Below are 19,950 nucleotides of genomic sequence, written 5' to 3'. Positions count from 1 at the left end.
ATAGAAGCAGGTATTACTCGTCGCGTAGGCTTTTTATCGGATTACTGTGGCTGGCTCGCAACACCAACCCAGCAATAAACAAAAGTAAGATGGCGGATACACCTATGATCGGTAAGATAAATAGTTGTGGTTGCAGATCGATCTTTACCGCATAGTTCATCAGCCACTGGTGCATGAAGAAATAGGTAAGCGGAATGCTGACACATAAGGCTGCCGCAAAAATGACGAAAAATTCCTTGCTGAACAGCAGCACCATATTGCGGAGGTTAGCCCCTAAAACCTTTCTGATGCCGATTTCTTTCAGCCGTAGGTTGATGGAGATCGATGTAAGACCGATGATGCCGAGTACGACGATGAGCATCGAAATAGCCGTCGCGCTCTGTGAGGCCCGTTTCAATTGTATTTCGGTGCTGTACATGGCTTGGATGGTTTCATCCATGAACTTATATTTAAACGGTGCATCAGGCATCAGTTCCTTCCATCGGTTTTCCAATGCATGTACGGCAGGGGCGATCGCGCCAGCTTTTAGTCGGATAGAAAGAAAACGGTACTGCATGTTGGCCTGCACGGGAAACCACACGACGGCTGGTGATGCACTGTGCATGGAGTTTGCGTAGAAATCTTCCGTGACACCGGAAATGGTTCCCGTGAAGCCTCCGTCATAGAGCGTTATCGGTTGGCCAATAGCGTCATGAACCTGTTCATAGCCCAACGCTTGTGCAGCCTTTCTATTGATCACCACCTTGGACGCGATGCTAGCGTCTTCCTTGGACGCGAAAAATTGTCCCGCCAAAACTGGGATCTCGTAGGTGGAAGCAAAATGCTGGTCGGACGTGATGACCAGCGCGTCTATGCCTTGATCGGCACCTACTTTACTAACGGTCTGTATACCGTTACCAAAGGAATTAGGAATGCCATAGGAGAGGCTGATATCTTTTACCTGCGCTAGCTGCCTAAGCTCTTGCTGTACCTGCTGGATATTATGCAAGCCCTTTTCGGACCAATCGCGTGGCACCTGCGCGGTAAGCAAATAATCTTTGTTGTAGCCCAGCTGTCCGTTGATGAACGTGTCGACTTGTCTAGCGATGATGACCGATGATATAAGCACCAGCACCGCTACGGCAAACTGCAGCAAGAGGAGTGATCGTCGAATGAGATGCTTTCCGCGATGCTCGCTCAATTGGTTCTTGACTGCGCTCACGATGGAGTTGCTGGATAGTTTGAGGGCGGGATAGATTCCAGCAGTGAGGCCTAAGGCTAAAATTCCGGTGAAAAATAGTGCAAAAAAGCGGAAAGGGAGAACGGAGAGGGACGGAAGTTCTTTCATCATGACCGATGAAAACCAAGGCGCCAGCAGCGGGTACAGTACCAGCGCCAACAAGCCGGCAATAAAAACCATCAAGCAGTATTCTGCAAGAAGTTGTAGGATAAGCTGTTTGCGGCTGCTGCCCAATATCTTGCGCAGGCCTACTTCCTTCAGCCTGGTGAGGCTTTGGCTGATGCTGAGGTTCACAAAGTTGATAATGGCCATGATGATAAGGAAGGCCGCCGTCAAACTTAATACCAAGAGCAACTGTCTGATCGCTCCTTGGTTGTCGTCCAAGTAATAGGAAGAGAGGGGCTTAAGCTGCGGTTGTAGATTCTCGGCAATCTGTTTATCCGCATGCTGTTCCAGTAATTGTTTAATAGGTTGCTGAAGTTGGTCGGGTGTCACGCCTTCCTGAAGCTCGATAAAGCCCGCTATCCATAGGTTTTGCCAGTTGTTCACATTGCGTCCAAAGTATTTTTCGCTACTTATGGGTAGGAAGATCGCGGTCTGCATACTGGGCATCAGGCGCATGACGGAATTTTCGGAGGCCTGACGGATGACGGCCGTGACTTCGAAATCGCGCTGCTCTCCCGCAAAGTTGCGTATACGTAGTCGCTCACCCACAGCTTCTTTCTTTCCAAAATATTTCATAGCCGCTTGTTCGTCAATGACGACCGAAAAGGGATTGGATAGGGCTGTTAAGGCATTGCCCTGCAGCAAGGAAAAGCCGTACATCGTGAGGAGTGTAGAGTCACCTAGCGATACATTCTCTTCAAATACCTCGCTACCGTTCGAGACAATGCACGTTAAGCCATCCAGTCGATAGTAGTTGGCCACCAGTGCGGGGTACTCCTCTTGGAGTGCCCGCGGCAAAGCACCGATCGTCGTAAGATCGAGCCCTATGCCTGGTTGTTTATAGCTGCTTTGTAAAGCGAATTGTCTATCCTTGTTTCGTAATCCAGCATTTACCTGATAAGCCTGCCAAATGTAGGCGCTTATCAATAGCACAAAAGCCATGCTGCACAGCAAACCAACAATGTTGATCATGCTGTGTATTTTGTGCTTGCGCAAATTGCGCCAAGCGATTTTCGTTGTTAGGTATATGCTGGACATGATGAAATTAAAAAGTCAAAAATAAAAACTAAAAACGTGTAGCTCCGAATCTAAGCAGGCAGTAGTTCACTACTCATCTCGCAAGCTATCGACTGGATTTGCGCGTGCCGCGCGCAATGTCTGATAGCTGATGGTCAATACCGTGATGACCAGGCATAAGGCCATGGCAGAGAAAAACATCCACCAGCTTAGTTTTATGCGAAAGGCAAAACCCGTTAGCCAATGGTTTAGTAGGTACACGCTGATTGGTATGGCAATAACAACTGCCGCGGCAATCCATTTAAAAAAATCTATTGATAATATGCTCAGAATGCCCATGACACTAGAGCCGAGAATTTTGCGAATACCGACCTCCTTGGTTCTTTTCGCGATATGCATAGACATCAATCCCAAAAGACCAAGTGCCGTTACGGCGATGGCCATAAGGGCGGCGATCCAGATTAGTTTTTCCAGCAGCGCTTCTTTCTGGTATAGCGCGGCGATCTGATCGTCGTAGAAGGCGAACTGAAAAAGTTCCGACGGATACCATACGGTCCAATTTTTTTCAAGGTCCTTCAGCATGGCGGACGCATTATGCCCGCTATATTTTATAGCCAACTTTTTGATTCGGCCCTCGTGAACGCCGATGACGGTTGGCGAAATAGGTTCATACAAGGCGTTGGTATTGAAATCTTCGACAACACCGACAATGCGGCCTTTACTCTCGTCATGGAGCCCGCCTGCATACAGGCTTTTTCCCAACGCTTCATCAGGCGTTGCCAACCCTAAGTTTAGCGCCATCTGTTTGTTGATCAGAAATTCTGCTTCCGGAGCATTTTGGCGAAAATTACGACCCGCGAGCAGACGTATCCCAAAAGTACGGATGTATGCGGTGTCGCCTATGGCATACCGGGCCGGCCAGGTTTCCCAAACATCGCGATCGTCAAATTGGAAAGTCCCTCCCCATGCTTTTTCATTTGCTGGCGGATTGTCACAAAATGTGAAGGATGCGATATCGGATCGGCTCCTTAAAAAGGATTCTATTTTACCTTTTTGGCTTAGCATATCCTGTTTTATGGGTAAGGTAAGGATGGCGTCACGGTTAAATCCTAGGTCGGTACGCTTTAAGTGATTTACTTGGGCAACGATGACGATCGTGGATACGACCAAAATAAACGCAGTCATGTGTTGTACTAGCAATAATAATTTTGTGCCCAATCCCACATTTTTCGAATACTGTTTTGGCACGGTGCCGTTCCGTAATGTGCTAGTTAAAAAGAATGCCGGATACATGCTGGTAGCAACAAGGATTGCCAGCCAGATTGACAGTGCGGTCGTCGCGAGATGTGTCACGGATAGATTGTATATCGGGTCGTTCTTCAACAAAAACTGGTTTGACCAAGTTAGGAACAGATAGAACAGCGATATACCTAGGAGCAAGGCGAAAAAACTAACCAGTAGCGAGTCTAGCAGGTATTGCAAGAATAATTGCCATTTGGTGCTTCCAAGCACCTTTCTAATCCCCATTTCGGTGTTTCTATAGATCTGTTGCGCAGAAACGATATTGCAGTAGTTGACAACGGCCATCATAAGTATGACACCGGCAGCAATACCTAATAAGAGCAATAATGATTGTTGGGTGCCTTTTCCATAATCTGTATCAAAATGGAAATCCGTTATGGGGAGAAGCTTGTAACTAAAATACTGCAGCACATCGCTGTGCCAGTGCTTAGCCACCAGATCGTGGAAACATTTCTCGACCGCATGTTGATCGCCACTTGTTTTCAAGGTTAACAGGATGTTGTTTGTCGTTTGGGTATAGCCCCACTGGTTAAAAAAGCCATCTGTTTTCGGAATATTTCTAATTTGCGACAACGCGGACAAAGCGATGTACATTTCTGACCTAAAGTCAGAGTTTTTACGACTATCATCAATCACCCCAACGACAGTCAAATCGATCTCTCCTTCCACGGTCATGGTTTTGCCCAATGCATCTTGATCGCCGAAATATTTTTTTGCCAATGATTTGGTCAGCGCAACCGCATTAGGCTGATCTAAATCCTCGGGGTTTCCAGCAATCCAAGGGAAATCCAAAATTTCGAAGTACGACGATGAGGCGTAGGCCGCCTTTCCATCGGATTTAAAACGGTCATTGCCGATATCGATCGTGAGATCTTGTTTTTCGATAAATATTGCGGCTCGCTCGACTTGCGGCAACTCCGATTTGATGGCCTCGAACATGGCAAAGGATCCGCCTTTGCTGAACTCCGTTTTGTCCAATTTCAAATCTTGTACTAACAGGAAGGTACGAGCCGCTTTGCGGTGAAACCGATCAAAACTGCGTTGATACGTATTAAACGTGTAGATGAAAAAGAAGCAGGCTAAAGCCAAACCCAAACTAACGATATGCAGTAGGGTGTAAAACTTATATTTTAGCAATTGGCGCCAAGCCGATTTGAAGAATAACTTTAGCATATGGGAAGTTAAAAAAAAATCAAAACATAATCGTGAACGTGCAGCTACTCACTACTCATCTCGCAAGCTATCCACCGGATTGCTGGTTGCTGCACGTAGCGTTTGCCAGGTAATTGTTGCAAGTGCTATTCCGGTAATCAGTATGCCGGCAGCGGCAAACATCCACCATTGTATATCTATTCGGTAGGCATAGCCTTGCAACCACGAGCGCATCATCCACCAAGCCAATGGCGATGCGATAAAAAACGCAATCAGCATGAGTCCCATAAATTCTTTGGATAATAACAGCATAATCTGCATCACGGAGGAGCCCAGCACCTTTCTGATGCCGATTTCTTTCACTCTTTTATTGATCATCAAGAGTGCGAGTGCAAACAAACCAAGACAGGAGATGGAAATGGCCACAATGGCGCCGCTGATGACAATCTGCACGAAACGTTGCTCATCGCGGTACATGTTCTGTGTGTTTTCGTCTAGGTAGGATGCAGCGATATTCGCTTTTGGGTTTATCTTTTTCCAGATGTCTTCCAGCTTGCTCATGCTGTCGCCCAAGTTGTCTGTTTTGACGCGTACGAAGATGTAAGAGACGGAGAAGATATTTGGATTGATCGATAAGGTTAGCGGCTCGACCTTTCGGCGTAAATCCTGAAAGTTAAAATCATCAATGACACCAATCACTTGGGGGTTGCCATCTATCTCCAACGTTTTCCCAAGAACCTTGTCTGCCCCGCCGAGTTGCATCGCCATCTGTCTGTTGATCACGACACTGGCGGTGTCATTCAGGTAGCGGCGGTCAAAGTCCCGCCCGTCCAGCAGTTTAATGCCTAAGGTTTTCAAGTAATCAAAATCTACCCGCATAAAATTCGTATAGATCTGTTTCCCTTCAAAATCAAAACCGAAACGGCTGGTGGACATGCTACCATCGCGTCCGCGCCCAAGGTTCATGTCCGATGCACTGACAGCCTGTACCCAAGGGTGTGCTGCAAGAGCTACACGCATTTGCTGCAGGGCATTTTCGGGATCTATCCCTTCACCAATAGGGATGCTGATGACTTCCGTTTTATCAAAACCCAGCGGCCGCTCAGCCATATAGCGTAACTGAAAACTGATGACGATGGTTGCCAAGATCAAGACGATGGCAATCGAAAACTGCAGCACCGTTAAGCTATTGCGTAAGCGGCTGCTTTTGACGGAGACCTTTCCTTTTAGGGTCTGTATAATATTTGCTTTTGCGATGCGCCAAGCGGGATATCCCCCAGACACTAGTGTTAGGAGCAAGAACGTCAGCAAAAAGAAGAGGAGATTGAGCGGCGAGAGCAATTGCGCAATGGACAAGCTGTAATTCATGATCGCATTGTACTGCGCCAACAACACCCAAGCTAGTCCTATTCCAATACAGGTCGCCAATATACATAACAGCAATGATTCTGTCCACAATTGCGCCATCAGTTGGAAGGTTGTTCCGCCTAACGTTTTTCGGGTGCCTATTTCTCGATTTCGGGCGAACGAATTGGCTAACGAAAGATTGACAAAATTGGAGCAAGCGATAAAAAGAATCAAGCCAGCAATAATAAGTAAGATCCATGGATATAGCGGTGCGGAGCCATGACCGACGCCTAGATCATTACGGTGATATTTTGTTAAAGGTAGCAGGTGGAGGGCAACGTAAGCCCCATTTTTGTCTACCCCCCAACCATCGCGCTTGCGCATATTAATTTCATCTTTATAATACAGATCCACAAAAGGTTTAGCTTTTTTGGTAAATGCCTCGTCGTTTATTGAACCCGATTTCAGTTTTACAAATACGCTGTGATCTTCGTGCCCCCAATCGTTGAGATTGGCTTGGTAATTTGGTTTATGTTCAAAACGCAACAGTGTATTGAAAGTCAAGCTCGAGTTGTTGGGTATTTTAGCGAGTACGGCACTAATGGTCTTTGATCCCCATTTTCCGTTCTGGTATACCTCCACCTGTTTGCCGATGACGGAAGGGCTGCCGAAGAGGTTGTTGGCCGTGGTTTCGTCGATCACCAGGTTGTCCAACTCGTTTAGGGCCGATGTGTTTCCAGCCACAAAGGGAAAGCTAAAGATGGAAAGGAAGTCGGGGTCAACGTATTTGTTGCTTGCTTCCAGTTGCTTGTCTCCGTTTCGCAAGATAATACCGCTGTTCATGTATCGGCTAACATAGGCCATCTCTGGAAAGCCGGTTTTTAAAACGGGAGCCAAGGGTGTAGCTACCGTGGAGCTGCGCTTTGTTCCTTCCTCTGGCTGCATTTCGGTGTATAGCAAGCCTACTCGCTCGCGGTGCTCGTGGAAATTATCGAAAGACAACTCGAACATCGCTGTCAAATAGAGCAAGGTTGAGGAAGCGATAGCTACAGCTAAGCCGAAGATGTGTATGGCGTTTAGTGCTTTGGCCTTACTTAAAGACCGCCAAGCGATTTTTATGTGGTTCGTGATCATGTTAAAAATTAAAAAGTCAAAATTAAAAAGTCAAAAATATGCTTTGCTACGGAAGCACTCACTACCTGTACGCACTACTCATCCCTTAAGCTATCTACCGGGTTAGCCATGGAAGCGCGTATCGCTTGACCGCTGATGGTAAAGAGGGCAATAAATAAGGAGCTGGCGCCAGCGATGGCAAAAATCCACCATGGAATGGTAATATGATAGGCAAAATCACTGAGCCATTGGTTCATGGCCCACCAGGCCAAGGGAACGGCAATAAATAGAGCGATGATGACCAAGCGCAGAAAGTCTATAGAGAGCAGTTTGACGATACTAAAGGTGGATGCGCCCAGCACTTTACGCACACCTATTTCTTTGGTGCGTTGCTGCGCGGTGTAGGTTGCCAAGCCCAACAAGCCTAGACAGGCGATGAAAAGAGCCAAACCCGAGAAGGCGGAGAACAGTCGTCTGAAGCGATAGTCTGCGTCATACTGACGGTTGAAGCTATCATCAAGAAATCTGTATAGAAAAGGGCGATGCGGCGCTACGGAGGACCATATGTCGGCCAGTTTAGCGATTGTTTCCGGATTGCCGGCCTGCTGTATCTTCAAGGTGATGAACTTGCTACTCAGCGGTTCGAGGCGTAGGGTCAACGGTTCTATTTTTTGATGGAGCGAAAGGTAGTTGAAGTCTTTCACAACGCCAATGACCTGCCCTTCACGTCCCCATTGCGCGAAGCGCTTTCCAATGATCTTTTCTGGATCGGGGTAGCCCCACAGTTTGGCCGCGGCCTCATTGATGACCAGTGAGTTTATGGTGTCGGCGGGAAATTCCCTAGCATAGGGTCGGCCGGCAGCCATCTGTATATCGAAGTTGGGAATAAAGTCGACATCCACCTCGAATATAGCTTGGTTTAAGGATTTCATTTCACCGTCGGGCAGCTCGATCTGTGTGCCAGCATTGGGGAAATAAGAGCCCGGAATGCTTCGAGAGGCGGAAACGGAGAGGACGTCCTTTTGCTGGACAAAGGTTTGTTTGATGGCATCTAGGTTTTGCAGCACCTGATCGTCGTAGTTGAAGTCAATGACCAGCATTTGCGTTCTCTGGAACCCCAGATCCGTTTGTTGCAGGTGGCGCAGTTGTGAAAACACAATCAAGGTACCTGCAATCAATGCGATGGACAAACCGAATTGGAAAACGACCAACCCTTTTCTCAACCAAGTACCGCCCGCCGCTAAGCCGGATGAACCTTTAAATACTTTTACCGGCTTGAAGTTGGCTAATACAAATGCGGGATAGCTGGCTGCAACCAAAGAAGTGATCAAGACGATACATATAAAGAGGCTGAAGGTTTGCATTTGGAATAAACTGGATAGCGCAAAGCGTTTGCCTGCAAACATCTCCATAAAAGGCAATGAGCAGATGACGAGTGCGAAGGCCAATAGTGCTGCGAAGACCACGAGCAGGAGCGACTCACTCATAAACTGCACGATCAGATTTTTTCGGCTAGCGCCCACAACTTTACGCACACCGACTTCCTTGGCTCGTTCCAACGAACGGGAGGTAGCGAGGTTCATGAAATTAACGCAGGCGATGCAGAGGATGAAAGCGCCGATGATTGCGAAAATATAGATGTTTTGCATGTTTCCCACAGGGCCAGGTTGGCGGTCTGCTTTGGAATTTAGATAGGCGCCAAGCATGGGTTCGAAGTGAATGTTGTATTTACCTTCTTGAGAAGCCTGATGACGCGCAATAAAATCGGGTACCTGTTTCTCCAGTTTATGGATGTCGTAGCCCTCGGGCAGGAGCAGGTAGGTATAGAAATCTACGTATTCCCATTGATCGAATACTTCAGCCCACGATTGCCGAAAGGAACTCATGGAGAGCAGGGCATCGAAGGTAAAATGGGAGTTGGAAGGGAGGTCTTCTATCACGGCGGTGACAGTATATATGCCTGGCGCAGCGCGGCCGCCGGTGACGCCTCCTTCCAAGGTTTGACCAATAGGGTTGCTGTCGGCAAAGTATTTCTTGGCCATAGTCTCGGTCAATACGATCGAGTAAGGTGCCGCCAATGCGGTGTGGGGATTGCCTGCAATACATGTCCAGCTGAACATATCAAATGCGGTGGAGTCCATGCAGAAGACACGCTCTTCCTGAAATGCCTTTTCGCCCTGCTTCAGTAGGATGGATATCTGACCGGAAAACTGTACGATCGTTTGCACCTCTGGGAAATCGGCTTTCAGGGCTGCACCAACGGGTGCATTTCCCCATATCTGCTGTGTTTCCATCCCATTTTTTTCTTTCCAATCGTGCACTACACGATAGATGCGGTCCTTCTTGGTATGGTAATGGTCAAAGGAAAGCTCGTCTTGGATATACAGAACAACCAATAGGCAACATGCCAGCCCAATAGCTAAGCCGAGGATGTTGATCGACGAATATCCCTTGTTTTTCAAGAGGTTTCGCCAAGCGATTTTAAAATAGTTCCTTATCATAGTACGTTGTATTTAGATAATAGTATGTAGACCGTAGATGATACATTTGCTTTTAAAGCCCTAGTCCCATGCTTATTAACCCTGTCAGTTTTTCCCTTTTTAATTTTTACTACTCATCCCTTAAGCTATCTACGGGATTGGCCTTGGCCGCTTTCAACGCTTGAAAGCCGATCGTGATGAGGGCGATTCCCGTAGCGAATGAACCCGCAATTAGAAATGACCACCACGGAATAGCGATCTTATCGTTAAAATTCTGCAACCAATCGGAGAATATCCACCAGGCAATAGGGCTCGCAATGACCAATGATAGGAGGATCAAGAGCAAAAAGTGCGCGGATAGTAACTGTACAATCTTATAAATACTCGCGCCAAGTACCTTCCGAACACCGATTTCTTTTCGACGTTGTTCGGCCGTAAATGCTGCCAGTCCAAATAAGCCGATGCAGGCTACCAAAATGGTCAGGAGGGAGGCCGTCGTGATGATGTTGTTGGTCCTGCTCTCTGAGGAGTAATAGTTTTTGATATGGTCGTCCATAAACTGATAGTCAAAAGCAGCCTGCGGCAGCTGCGTCTCAAAGATCTGTCTTACTTGGAGCACGTAGTCCTCTTTTTTATTGGTTTGGTAGCGGAGCAACAAGTAACGGTAGCTTTCGCTGGGGTGATTCATGCGGGAGTAAACGTAACCACCGATGTCGCCTTTTAGGCTGTTGAAATTGAAGTTGCGCACCACGCCGCTGATGATGGAGCGATTGCTCATTTCCGTGTCGATATTTTTCCCGACGGCATCGTTTGGATCAGTATATCCTAAGTAGGCTGAAACAACTTCGTTGATCAGGACGTAACAGGTTGTGTCGTTGGGGGACAGTTGCGAAGGTAAATCGGTTCCGGCAATCAGGTGCAAGCCCAAAGTTGCTACTACGGGTCCGTTGCTGCTGCTGGTAGCTGTGGGAAGTCCCTCTTGGAGTGCCCCAGGCCGATGTATATTTTTTCCGCTTTCTCCGTAACCGGGGAATGATTGTAGCGTGGCGCTACTGACGGTGCCCGCTAGCCCTTCCACAGCCTGTTTGATGCTGTTGTATTTGTCCATGGACGGTATCGAGCGTATGGGTACAATCATGATATTTGTAGGTTGGTAGCCTAAATCTTTACTGGCTACATGTTTCATCTGCAGGGAGATGATGATCACCCCTATGATTAAGATGATCGAGCAAGTAAACTGGAAGAGTACCAGTCCTTGGCGGAAAATGGGCATGCCTCCTTTAGACGATGTAATCTTCTTCATCAACGATAATGAGGGGATGTTTGCCATCAAGGTTGCCGGGTAGGTGCCTCCCAACAGCGTAGTGATGAGCCAAAGAGCGAGGCACAGCCCTACACTTTCTTTACTTAAAAGCTGCGCAGCAGACATATTGGCATCTACCAGTGTATTGAATATAGGCGCGACGACTAATGCTAAAACGAGGCCGGCGCAGATGGAAAAAAAGGTGATGAATGCGGTCTCTAAGTAAAAGCGTGCCTTGATCTGTTTTGGTCGTGCTCCCAGCACTTTGTTTATGCCTACTTCTTTAGCATGGCGCTGCGAACGTGCAGTAGCCAGATTCATGTAGTTTATGCAGGCGATAACGATGATCAGCGCGGCAAGCAGAACAACCATTCTCACACTGGCGATGTTTCCTTGCCTGCTGAGTACGGTCTCTTCTAGGTCTGCCGAGTAAAGGTGTACCTGTGCAAGAGGTTGTAAAAAGAACTTGTTGTAGTATTGCTTGTCTGTCGGGATATATTTGTCGATCAAAGCGGTGGCTTTCGCTTCGACATCGGCCGGTGCAACCTTTTCATCCAGCAAGCAATAGGTTTGATAACTGGCATTTGACCAATGCACATTTTTGCCCATCCACGAGTCCATGATATTCAACATGATGGTGGCATCGAAGGAGCTGTTTGTCGGTAAATCGGCGTAGACGCCGGAGATATAGACGGTATCGCGTTGGTTGATGACCATCGTTTGGTTGAGGGCTGGACTATCGCCAAAGATCTTTCGCTTTTGGGTCTCGGAAATAACGACGCTCCCCGGCCTGGAGAAGCTGCTGCTGCGAGTGCCTTCCAAAAACTCTACGTCGAACAGATCAAAGAAAGCCGCGTCCGTAAGCACGATATTTTTTTCGATAAAGGTGTCGTCGTTTGCCTGAAATGAAGCAAAGCCGGTAAAGTCAAGCTTCACCAAGCGCGCAAAAGATTTTACCTCGGGGATGTCGGACAACATAAATGGCCCGACAGCGTTGGGGAGGTTGGTCCACTTTTCAAAGTTGTACTTTGCGTTTGCTTGCAAGTAAACCCTGTAGATATTCGACCCGTTGTTAAAGTGTCTGTTGTAGCTCCATTCTTGTTGCGCGTAGGAAAATAATAAGATGGCTGCTGCCAAGCTTATCGCTAAACCAACGACATTCAATAGGCTGAAGAAGCGGTTTTTTAAGATGCTACGCCAAGCGATTTTTATATAGTTCTTTATCATTTTTCTAGTATTTAGATGATAGTACTTAGACCGTAGACGATGCATTTGCTTGTGACTAATTCGCACCATGCTTGTCACCCCCTGTCGGTTTTTTTAATTTTTAGTTTTTCATTTTTACTTTTCCCTACTCATTCCGCAGGCTATCTACGGGATTTGCACGGGCAGCTTTAATGGACTGGTAGCTTACTGTGATAGCGGAAATAAACAATGCCCCAAGACCTGCTAGCATGAAAATGTCCCAGCCTATGGCCGTTCGATAAGCAAATGACTTGAGGTAGTTGCTCATTGCCCAAAAGGCGATGGGAAATGCCACTAAGCAAGCAAACAGTACTAGGGATAAAAATTCATTGGAAAGCAACTTGCTGATTGAGAAAATAGAAGCCCCCAAAACCTTACGGATACCAATCTCCTTGGTGCGATTTTCCGCCATAAAGGCCGCAAGACCTAAAAGGCCAAGGCAGGAGATAAAAATGGTGAGTCCAGAAAATAAGGATGCTAGCTTTCCTATCTTTTGAGATTCCGCAAATTTGTCGGCATACTCATCGTCAATAAATTTGTACTCAAATGGATAGTCGGGGTTAAATGTTTTAAATACCTGTTCCGTTCTTTCCAATGCCTCTTTGGTGGTCAAGTTGAGGTTAAATTTGATGTGTATGGTTTGCATGCCAAATCCATTTGCCCCTTCAAATACTAGCGGCAGCACTGGATCAAATGGTGACTCTTGAATAAAATCCTTGATGACGCCAATGATGTGGAACTTAGATCCTCCATCCATGATATAGTTTCCTACCGGATCCTTCAATCCCATGACTTGTATAGCCGATTCATTTAATATTGCAGCATTAGAATCTGTCGGAAATTTGTTGAGGTCGAAGTCACGTCCCTCAACTAAGGTAAAGCCAGCGGTTTGCACCAGCTTGTCATCTGCCGTTTGTCTGTTAAACTGTATTATGCTCTTCGGATCTTTTCCCTCCCAAGAGAAACCGTTCCATCCGCTCCAACGCTCGGTGAGGGGTGACATGGTACGTGTTATCGATGCGGCGATCTGCTGCTCCATCAAAGCCTGTTTGATTAGTTGAATGTTTTTAGAGATATCGCCTTTTTCGGGAATGTATACGAGGTTGTCCTTTTGGTATCCGCTTTCGCGATCTTGTCCGTGCTGGATTTGTTGTTGGATAACTAGGGTGCTAATGATCAAGATGATGGCTATCACAAACTGAAAGACAACCAATATCTTTCGGGCACTTATCTTGCCCTGTACTTGTTGAAACCTTCCTTTCAGCACTTTTATAGGGCGAAAGGAGGACAGGAAGAAAGCGGGATAACTCCCTGCCAACAATCCTGTAAATAGGATAAACGCACCGAATAACGACCAAAATTTCCAAGAGGTAAAATCGATGAATAGTTCTCTGCCAACCAATTGGCTGAAGGCTGGTAAAGCAAGTAGCGACAACACTATGGCGAAGATCCCAGCGAGGGTTGTCAATAAAAGAGATTCCGTAAGAAATTGCGCGATCAATGTCCGCTTTTGGGCACCGATGACCTTGCGTACACCGACTTCTTTTGCGCGCTTTTCGGATTGTGCGGTGCTTAGGTTCATAAAGTTTATGCAGGCAATCAACAGGATAAATCCGGCGATGATGGTAAAGACCCGCACCATCTCTACGCGGCCGCCTACAGCTTTGCCATTTTCGAATTTGCTGTACAGATACTTCTCGGACAAAGGCTGAAGAAAGGTTTCAGATCGTAAATCTGCAGAATGCCGTTGTAGGATTTTTTGCATCTTTCGCTGCACGGCGGGAAGATCCGCTTGTGGTTTCAGTTCGACAAAGGCGAGCACGGAGCTATTGCCCCAACTTTCATCGGCGTACCCTAGTTTTTCCATACAGGTCCAAGGAAGCAGATACTCCCAAGTGGCAAAGCGGCTATTGCTCGGAATAGGCTTAATGACTCCACTGACCGTAAGAATTTCGTTGCGATCTAAAGCAAGATTTTTCCCGATGACATCTGTGGTTCCATAGAGTTTTCTTGCAAGATCTTCTGATAGAACAATGCTGGACGGATCGGTTAACGCTGTTTTCGGATCTCCAGACAGAAGAGGCAGTCCAAACATTTCTAAAAAAGTGGAGTCGACGAAGGCCGCATCACCGGTCGTCAATTTTTTGCTATCTACCGTGAACAAGAAGCCGTTGATTCTTGAAACACGGGTGCTGTTCGTTACTTCAGGAAACTCCTCTTTGATAACCGGAGCTAATGGTTTTGGCGTCGAGAAAAAGACTGATATTTCATTGTCTAGTGGCTCTCGCGTACCCACAGCATATAAGCGATCTGTATTCGGGTAAAACCGATCGAAGTTTACCTCACTGCTAATCCAAAGGAAAATAAGCATAGCTGCTGCCATACCAATGGCAAGCCCCAGTATATTGATCGCTGTAAAGCCTTTGTTCTTACGAAGGCTTCTCCAAGCGATTTTAAAATAGTTCCTTATCATTTTTCTAGTATTTAGATGATAGTACTTAGACCGTAGACGAGGCATTTGCTTGTGACTAATTCGCACCATGCTTGTCACCCCCTGTCGGTTTTTTAAATTTTTACTTTTGCTTTTTTACTTTTCCCTACTCATCCCGCAGGCTGTCCACGGGATTTGCACGCGCAGCTTTAATGGACTGGTAGCTGATGGTAACCATGCTGATTAAGACAGCAGCTAACCCTGCGGAAAGAAAATAGTGCCACTGTATTTCAATGCGGTAGCTGTAATCTTGCAGCCATTTTTCCATTGCCCACCAGGCTACTGGAGAGGCAATGAGAATCGCGATAAGGACCAGTTTGATGAAATCGATGGATAGCAGCGACGTCACTTGGAGGATACTTGCCCCCAATACCTTTCTCACAGCGATCTCTTTGATGCGCGTTTCGGCCATGTACGTGATCAGTGCCAATAGCCCAAGACAAGAGATAAAGATGGTTAATCCCGCAAAGAGCAGGGAGATGGTCCCGATGGACTGCGCTTCCTTAAATTTGTCTTCAAATGATTGATCAATAAAGCTGTATTCGAAAGGGTATTCCGTATTAAATTTATTAAAGATCGTTTCGATAACTTTTAGATTATCGGATGTGCTGTTTGTGGTGTTCAGTCTGTAATGGATATTGGAAAACCAAGACTGTGGTCCAAATACAACCATGGGATAAGGGGAGTAGAAGGGTGACTCGACGATAAAATCTTTGATCACCCCAACCACTGTCCAGTTTTGTCCATCTCCTTGAATAGTCTGTCCGACGGGGTTTTCTAAACGCATCTTTTGGACGGCAGTTTCTGTTAGCAGCATGGCATTACTATCGGTCGCATACTTATATATATTAATATCCCGACCGTCAACAAGGGTAAACCCTAGTGTTTTTACCGCGTCGGCATCTGTACTAAAGCGATTGAAAGATATCCTTTTATCGCTTTCTGCGCTTCCGGCCCAACTAAATCCCCATCCGTTACTGTAGCGACTAGTTACGGGGGACATGTTCTTAGATACCGAGGTTACGGCATTGCTGGCCAGTAGTTCTTGGCGAAGGCTTTCGTAGTTTTTGTACAAATCTCCGGAGAATTTCGTTGTTACCAGACCGTTTACATTGTAGCCGCGGTCTCTGTCTTTGGTATGCTGAATTTGCTGGAAGACGATGATGGTTGATATGGTGAGGATAATAGCAAAGCTAAACTGCATGACAACTAGCAGCGACCTCAGGTTAAGACCTTTGCTGTAAGCCATCATTTTTCCCTTCAAGGTATGCATAGGCTTGAACGAAGAGAGGAAGAATGCGGGGTAGCTACCTGCCAAGATTCCTGTCACGATGCTGAAGATGGCTAGGAAGAGCCAGTTACATCCGGCTAGGAGAGAAATGGTCAGGTTTTTTTCGACCAAATTGTTAAAGGACGGAAGAGCGATAACCACCATAATCACCGCAAATACTGCTGCGCATAAGCTGATTAATACACTTTCCGTGATGAACTGTAGAATCAAGCTTTTGCGTGTCGCTCCAATAACTTTTCTAACCCCAACCTCTTTTGCTCTTCGCTCGGATCTTGCGGTGCTCAAGTTCATAAAATTTATGCAGGCGACAAGTAGGATGAATACACCGATCCAGCTAAAAAGATGTACGAGTCGAATGCGGCCTGTTGTGTAGTTACCCTGCTCGCTCGCGTCATATAGGTAAGTGTCTCGGTAAGGGAATGCAAATAATTCATTCGTTGATTTGATCTCGTTGTCGCCAACATTGATATGATTTTGGCTAAAGAGGCGAATGTTGTTGTTAAAATTGCTTAGTGTCGTTCCTTCTTTTAGCAATACATAGGTGTATGTGGAATTGTTGGACCAGTTTTCATCGACGTAGCCCATTTTTTTAGCGAGATCCCAAGATACGAGGTAGTCGAATTGCAGACTGCTAACGCTGGAGGGATCTTTTAGCACAGCTTTTACCACAACAGGGTGAGTCGACTCTATCTCCAATGATTTTCCGATGGGATCTTCATCGCCAAAAAGTGCCTGCGCATATTTTTCTGTAAGAACTACGGAATTGGCATCTGCCAGTGGGTTGACCCTATCGCCTCGAAGTAGTTCGTAGCTGAACATATTAAAAAAGCCGGGATCCACGAAAGCGACTTTTGAAACGAGTTTCTTCTCCTTGTTTGTTGTAAGAAACTCGTGTCCTTGGTCGATACGTGTAAAACTTTCAATTTCTGGAAAGTCATTCTTTAACGTTGGCCCCATGATTTTTGGGGTATTCAACCAGGCTTGAAGTTCGCCCTGATAGGTGTCGCGGTTGCTCATGACATACAGTCGATCACTTTTTGCATGAAAGTGATCCATGGAAAGCATATTTTGTAGCCAAAGTGCAATGAGCAGTGCACCCGCCATCCCGATAGCTAATCCTAAAATGTTGATGATAGAGAATGATTTACTCTTTCGTAAATTGCGCCAAGCTATCCTTATATAGTTCTTTATCATTTTTCAAGTATTTAGATGATAGTACTTAGACCGTAGACGAGGCATTTGCTTGTGACTAATTCGCGCCATGCTTGTCATCCCCTGTCGGTTTTTTTTAATTTTACTTTCGCTTTTTTACTTTTCCCTACTCATCCCGCAGGCTATCCACCGGATTTGCACGTGCAGCAAGAACCGTTTTCGATAGGAGTACAGCTGTTGCAACAAGGAGTAAGCCGATAGCCGATACGGCAAATATCCACCAGTTGATTGTCGTTCGGTAGGCAAAGTCCTGCAACCAATTGTTGACTAAATACCAAGCGATCGGAAATGCGATCAGACAGGCTATAGCCACTAAGGAGATCAGGTTTTTGAGCAGCAGGGCGACAATTTGTGCTGCGGTAGCACCCAATACTTTACGGATACCAATTTCTTTGGATCGCTGGTTGGCCGTGAATATGGCTAACCCAAATAGACCTAAACCGGCAATGACGATAGATAAGCTCACGGCCCATCGCAGTAGTTTGGACAGCTGCTGTTCTTTCATGTAGAAGCCTGCAATAGTTTCGTCGAGAAACTTGTATTCGAAGGCATCCTCTGGGAACAGTGCGCTGTATTCCTTGGATATCTTATCGATGGCTGTTTTCCAGTTTTCGGGATGTTGCTGATCTAGGGCGATATGCATAACATATCCTCTCTTATCCCCCCAATAAATGAGTGGCCGTACTTCGTGATGGGCAGAGGCCACATCAAAATCTTTCATAACGCCTACGACAGTTAATTCACCATTATTTAGGGATAGTCCCAAGGCGTCTTGCGGCGACTTCAGGTGAAGCAGCGGGAGTGCTTTTTCGTTGATCATGGCCTCGGTAATGGAGTCACGAAGTTCGATATTGCGCCCTGCCACGAGCGGAATATTGTATACCTCGAGATAATGCTCGTCGCCCGTTCTAGAGTCTAAGGTCACCAGTTTGTTGTCCTCTTCGTTGCCGGTGTTTATGGTGGTGTTCATCCATCCGGAGAAGGCCGGCGATTGGTTACCAAAACTTAAGGCCTTTATTTCGGGCATGGCTGTGAGCTTGCTCTTTAACAGTTTTCCTTTTTCTGTATTGCTGAACGAACCGGGTATATAGAAATTGATAATAGCTTCCTTCCGAAAGCCCATGTCCTTATGGGTAGCAAAGTGTATCTGCTTGCTGACCACCAAGACGGCTATCAGAAAAACTTGTGCTAAAACAAATTGAAATACGGTTAAGGTTTTGCGGATACCGGCGCTTCTCGACAGATTACTGTTTTTGGATAGCTGATTTTTAAGTGCTAACACCGGTGCATAGCCCGTCAGTATCCAAGCTGGGTAAAATCCGGCGATTAAGGTTACGAAGACAAGTTGGACGAATAGAAACAGCGCCATACTGGCTATTGGCAAGTTTTGCCAGGTAATTCCTTTGGGGATAAATCCGGCAAAGGTTTGTAGCAGGATAGGCAGTAAAATAATAGATAGCAGGTTCGCAACGAACGCTACGATGCATGTTTCGGTGAGAAACTGTAGCACCAGCTTCCGCTTAGAGCTGCCTAAGGTTTTGCGAATACCGATCTCTTTTGCCCGTTCGATGGATTGGGCCGTAGAAAGGTTGACAAAGTTGATGATGCCTAAGGACAGTAGAAACAGCGCTAGTATAAGCAGGTTGCGCAAGGTATCCGGCTTGGTGGCACTGTAATTAAAATCCGTGTTGAAGTGTACATCTGCAAGGGGCTGCAGCTTGAACTTGTCTTCCCAACCATCGATGTCTATCTTTTTATGCTTGGCCAATAGTGCAAGGATCTCTTTCTCCATGTGTTCGATGGAGGTACCCGCTTTGATCTTTAGCAGGCATTGGTAGGCATCCGAGTAATTACTCCATGCGTCCCAATTAAATTGTTCTTTGAGGCTTGCATACAGGGGTATCGTTGCGACGCCGACAAAGCTCGTAAACTTGAAATCGGAATTGTAGGACATCTCCTTGACAATCCCAGCGATCTCCAGCGTGATAGAATCGCCCAAGACAAACGTTTTGCCAATGGCTTCTGTAGGCGAAACATTCGGGAAATAGCGTTGCAGATCTTTGTCGGTCAATACGGCCATGCTCTGCTGATCGAGTGCGGCTGGCGATCCGGCCAGCCATGTGTGTGGATAGAATGCAAAATATTGGCTATTGGTGAAGACGAAGCCTTGCTGTTTGGTTAACACCTGCTGCTGTTTGCTGCCGGGCGTGGAGGCCTTTATTTTCGCGTTTTGGATCTTGTAAAGCGGAAGCACGGACTCGATGGCTGTCAGTTCGGTTTCTAGCATACGTACCAAGGGAACCAAAGTGCCGGAATTCTTAAAGTCGCCATCACTCACCAAACGGTACACGCGGTCTCGATCCGTGACTTCCTTGTCAAAGCTTAAGTCGTGTTGGATCAGCAGAAAGATAACCAAAGTGGCGCTAATGCCAATCGCTAAGCTGAGTATATTGATACCTGTAATCACCTTGTTCTTCAAGGTGTATCGGACTGCTGTTTTAAAATAATTCCTTACCATAGTACTTCGTATTTAGATAATAGTAGTTAGATCGTAGACGACACATTTGCTTTTAAAACCTCCGCAACCTGCTTATCACCCTTGTCGGTTTTTTT

At 46.4% G+C, this 19,950-nt stretch carries 8 protein-coding genes; all 8 read right to left on the bottom strand.

All coding sequences use genetic code 11. The annotated features are described in order from the left end of the window. Nucleotides 1–13: 13 nt before the first annotated feature. The 8 genes from IE165_RS03030 to IE165_RS02995 all read right to left on the bottom strand — a co-directional run bounded on the left by IE165_RS03030 (nt 14) and on the right by IE165_RS02995 (nt 19,855). Entirely contained in the window at nt 14–2,356 is a 2,343-nt protein-coding gene (locus IE165_RS03030; protein WP_189625127.1) for an ABC transporter permease, read from the bottom strand. A 135-nt stretch (nt 2,357–2,491) separates the two neighbouring features. Next, nucleotides 2,492–4,876 (bottom strand): ABC transporter permease, encoded by a 2,385-nt coding sequence (locus tag IE165_RS03025; protein ID WP_189625126.1) that lies wholly within the window; start codon nt 4,874–4,876, stop codon nt 2,492–2,494. A 51-nt stretch (nt 4,877–4,927) separates the two neighbouring features. Continuing rightward, a complete protein-coding gene (locus IE165_RS03020) occupies nt 4,928–7,336 on the bottom strand; it encodes an ABC transporter permease (RefSeq protein WP_189625125.1) in 2,409 nt (802 codons plus the stop codon). Between the two features lie 74 nt (nt 7,337–7,410). Continuing rightward, entirely contained in the window at nt 7,411–9,816 is a 2,406-nt protein-coding gene (locus IE165_RS03015; RefSeq protein WP_189625124.1) for an ABC transporter permease, read from the bottom strand. A 109-nt stretch (nt 9,817–9,925) separates the two neighbouring features. After that, nucleotides 9,926–12,325 carry an ABC transporter permease gene (locus IE165_RS03010; protein ID WP_189625123.1) on the bottom strand — a complete coding sequence of 800 codons (2,400 nt, stop codon included), beginning with the start codon at nt 12,323–12,325 and terminating at the stop codon, nt 9,926–9,928. Nucleotides 12,326–12,449: 124 nt separating this feature from the next. After that, entirely contained in the window at nt 12,450–14,816 is a 2,367-nt protein-coding gene (locus IE165_RS03005; RefSeq protein ID WP_189625122.1) for an ABC transporter permease, read from the bottom strand. 124 nt (nt 14,817–14,940) lie between these two features. After that, nucleotides 14,941–17,319 (bottom strand): ABC transporter permease, encoded by a 2,379-nt coding sequence (locus IE165_RS03000; RefSeq protein ID WP_189625121.1) that lies wholly within the window; start codon nt 17,317–17,319, stop codon nt 14,941–14,943. A 124-nt stretch (nt 17,320–17,443) separates the two neighbouring features. Next, nucleotides 17,444–19,855, bottom strand: coding sequence for an ABC transporter permease (locus IE165_RS02995; protein ID WP_189625120.1), 2,412 nt, complete (start codon nt 19,853–19,855; stop codon nt 17,444–17,446). Nucleotides 19,856–19,950 lie beyond the last annotated feature (95 nt).

It is taken from the genome of Sphingobacterium griseoflavum (assembly GCF_014653155.1).
GTDB classification, from domain to species: domain Bacteria; phylum Bacteroidota; class Bacteroidia; order Sphingobacteriales; family Sphingobacteriaceae; genus Sphingobacterium; species Sphingobacterium griseoflavum.
Note: the sequence above shows the minus strand (reverse complement) of the source record. Positions and strands in the feature narration are given on the sequence as shown.

What these genes read in the sequence shown, in the direction of transcription:
- IE165_RS03000 (WP_189625121.1), bottom strand. Translation starts at nt 17,319, where the DNA reads ATGATAAAGAACTATATAAGGATAGCTTGGCGCAATTTACGAAAGAGT.
- IE165_RS03030 (WP_189625127.1), bottom strand. Translation starts at nt 2,356, where the DNA reads ATGATCAACATTGTTGGTTTGCTGTGCAGCATGGCTTTTGTGCTATTG.
- IE165_RS03005 (WP_189625122.1), bottom strand. Translation starts at nt 14,816, where the DNA reads ATGATAAGGAACTATTTTAAAATCGCTTGGAGAAGCCTTCGTAAGAAC.
- IE165_RS02995 (WP_189625120.1), bottom strand. Translation starts at nt 19,855, where the DNA reads ATGGTAAGGAATTATTTTAAAACAGCAGTCCGATACACCTTGAAGAAC.
- IE165_RS03020 (WP_189625125.1), bottom strand. Translation starts at nt 7,336, where the DNA reads ATGATCACGAACCACATAAAAATCGCTTGGCGGTCTTTAAGTAAGGCC.
- IE165_RS03015 (WP_189625124.1), bottom strand. Translation starts at nt 9,816, where the DNA reads ATGATAAGGAACTATTTTAAAATCGCTTGGCGAAACCTCTTGAAAAAC.
- IE165_RS03010 (WP_189625123.1), bottom strand. Translation starts at nt 12,325, where the DNA reads ATGATAAAGAACTATATAAAAATCGCTTGGCGTAGCATCTTAAAAAAC.
- IE165_RS03025 (WP_189625126.1), bottom strand. Translation starts at nt 4,876, where the DNA reads ATGCTAAAGTTATTCTTCAAATCGGCTTGGCGCCAATTGCTAAAATAT.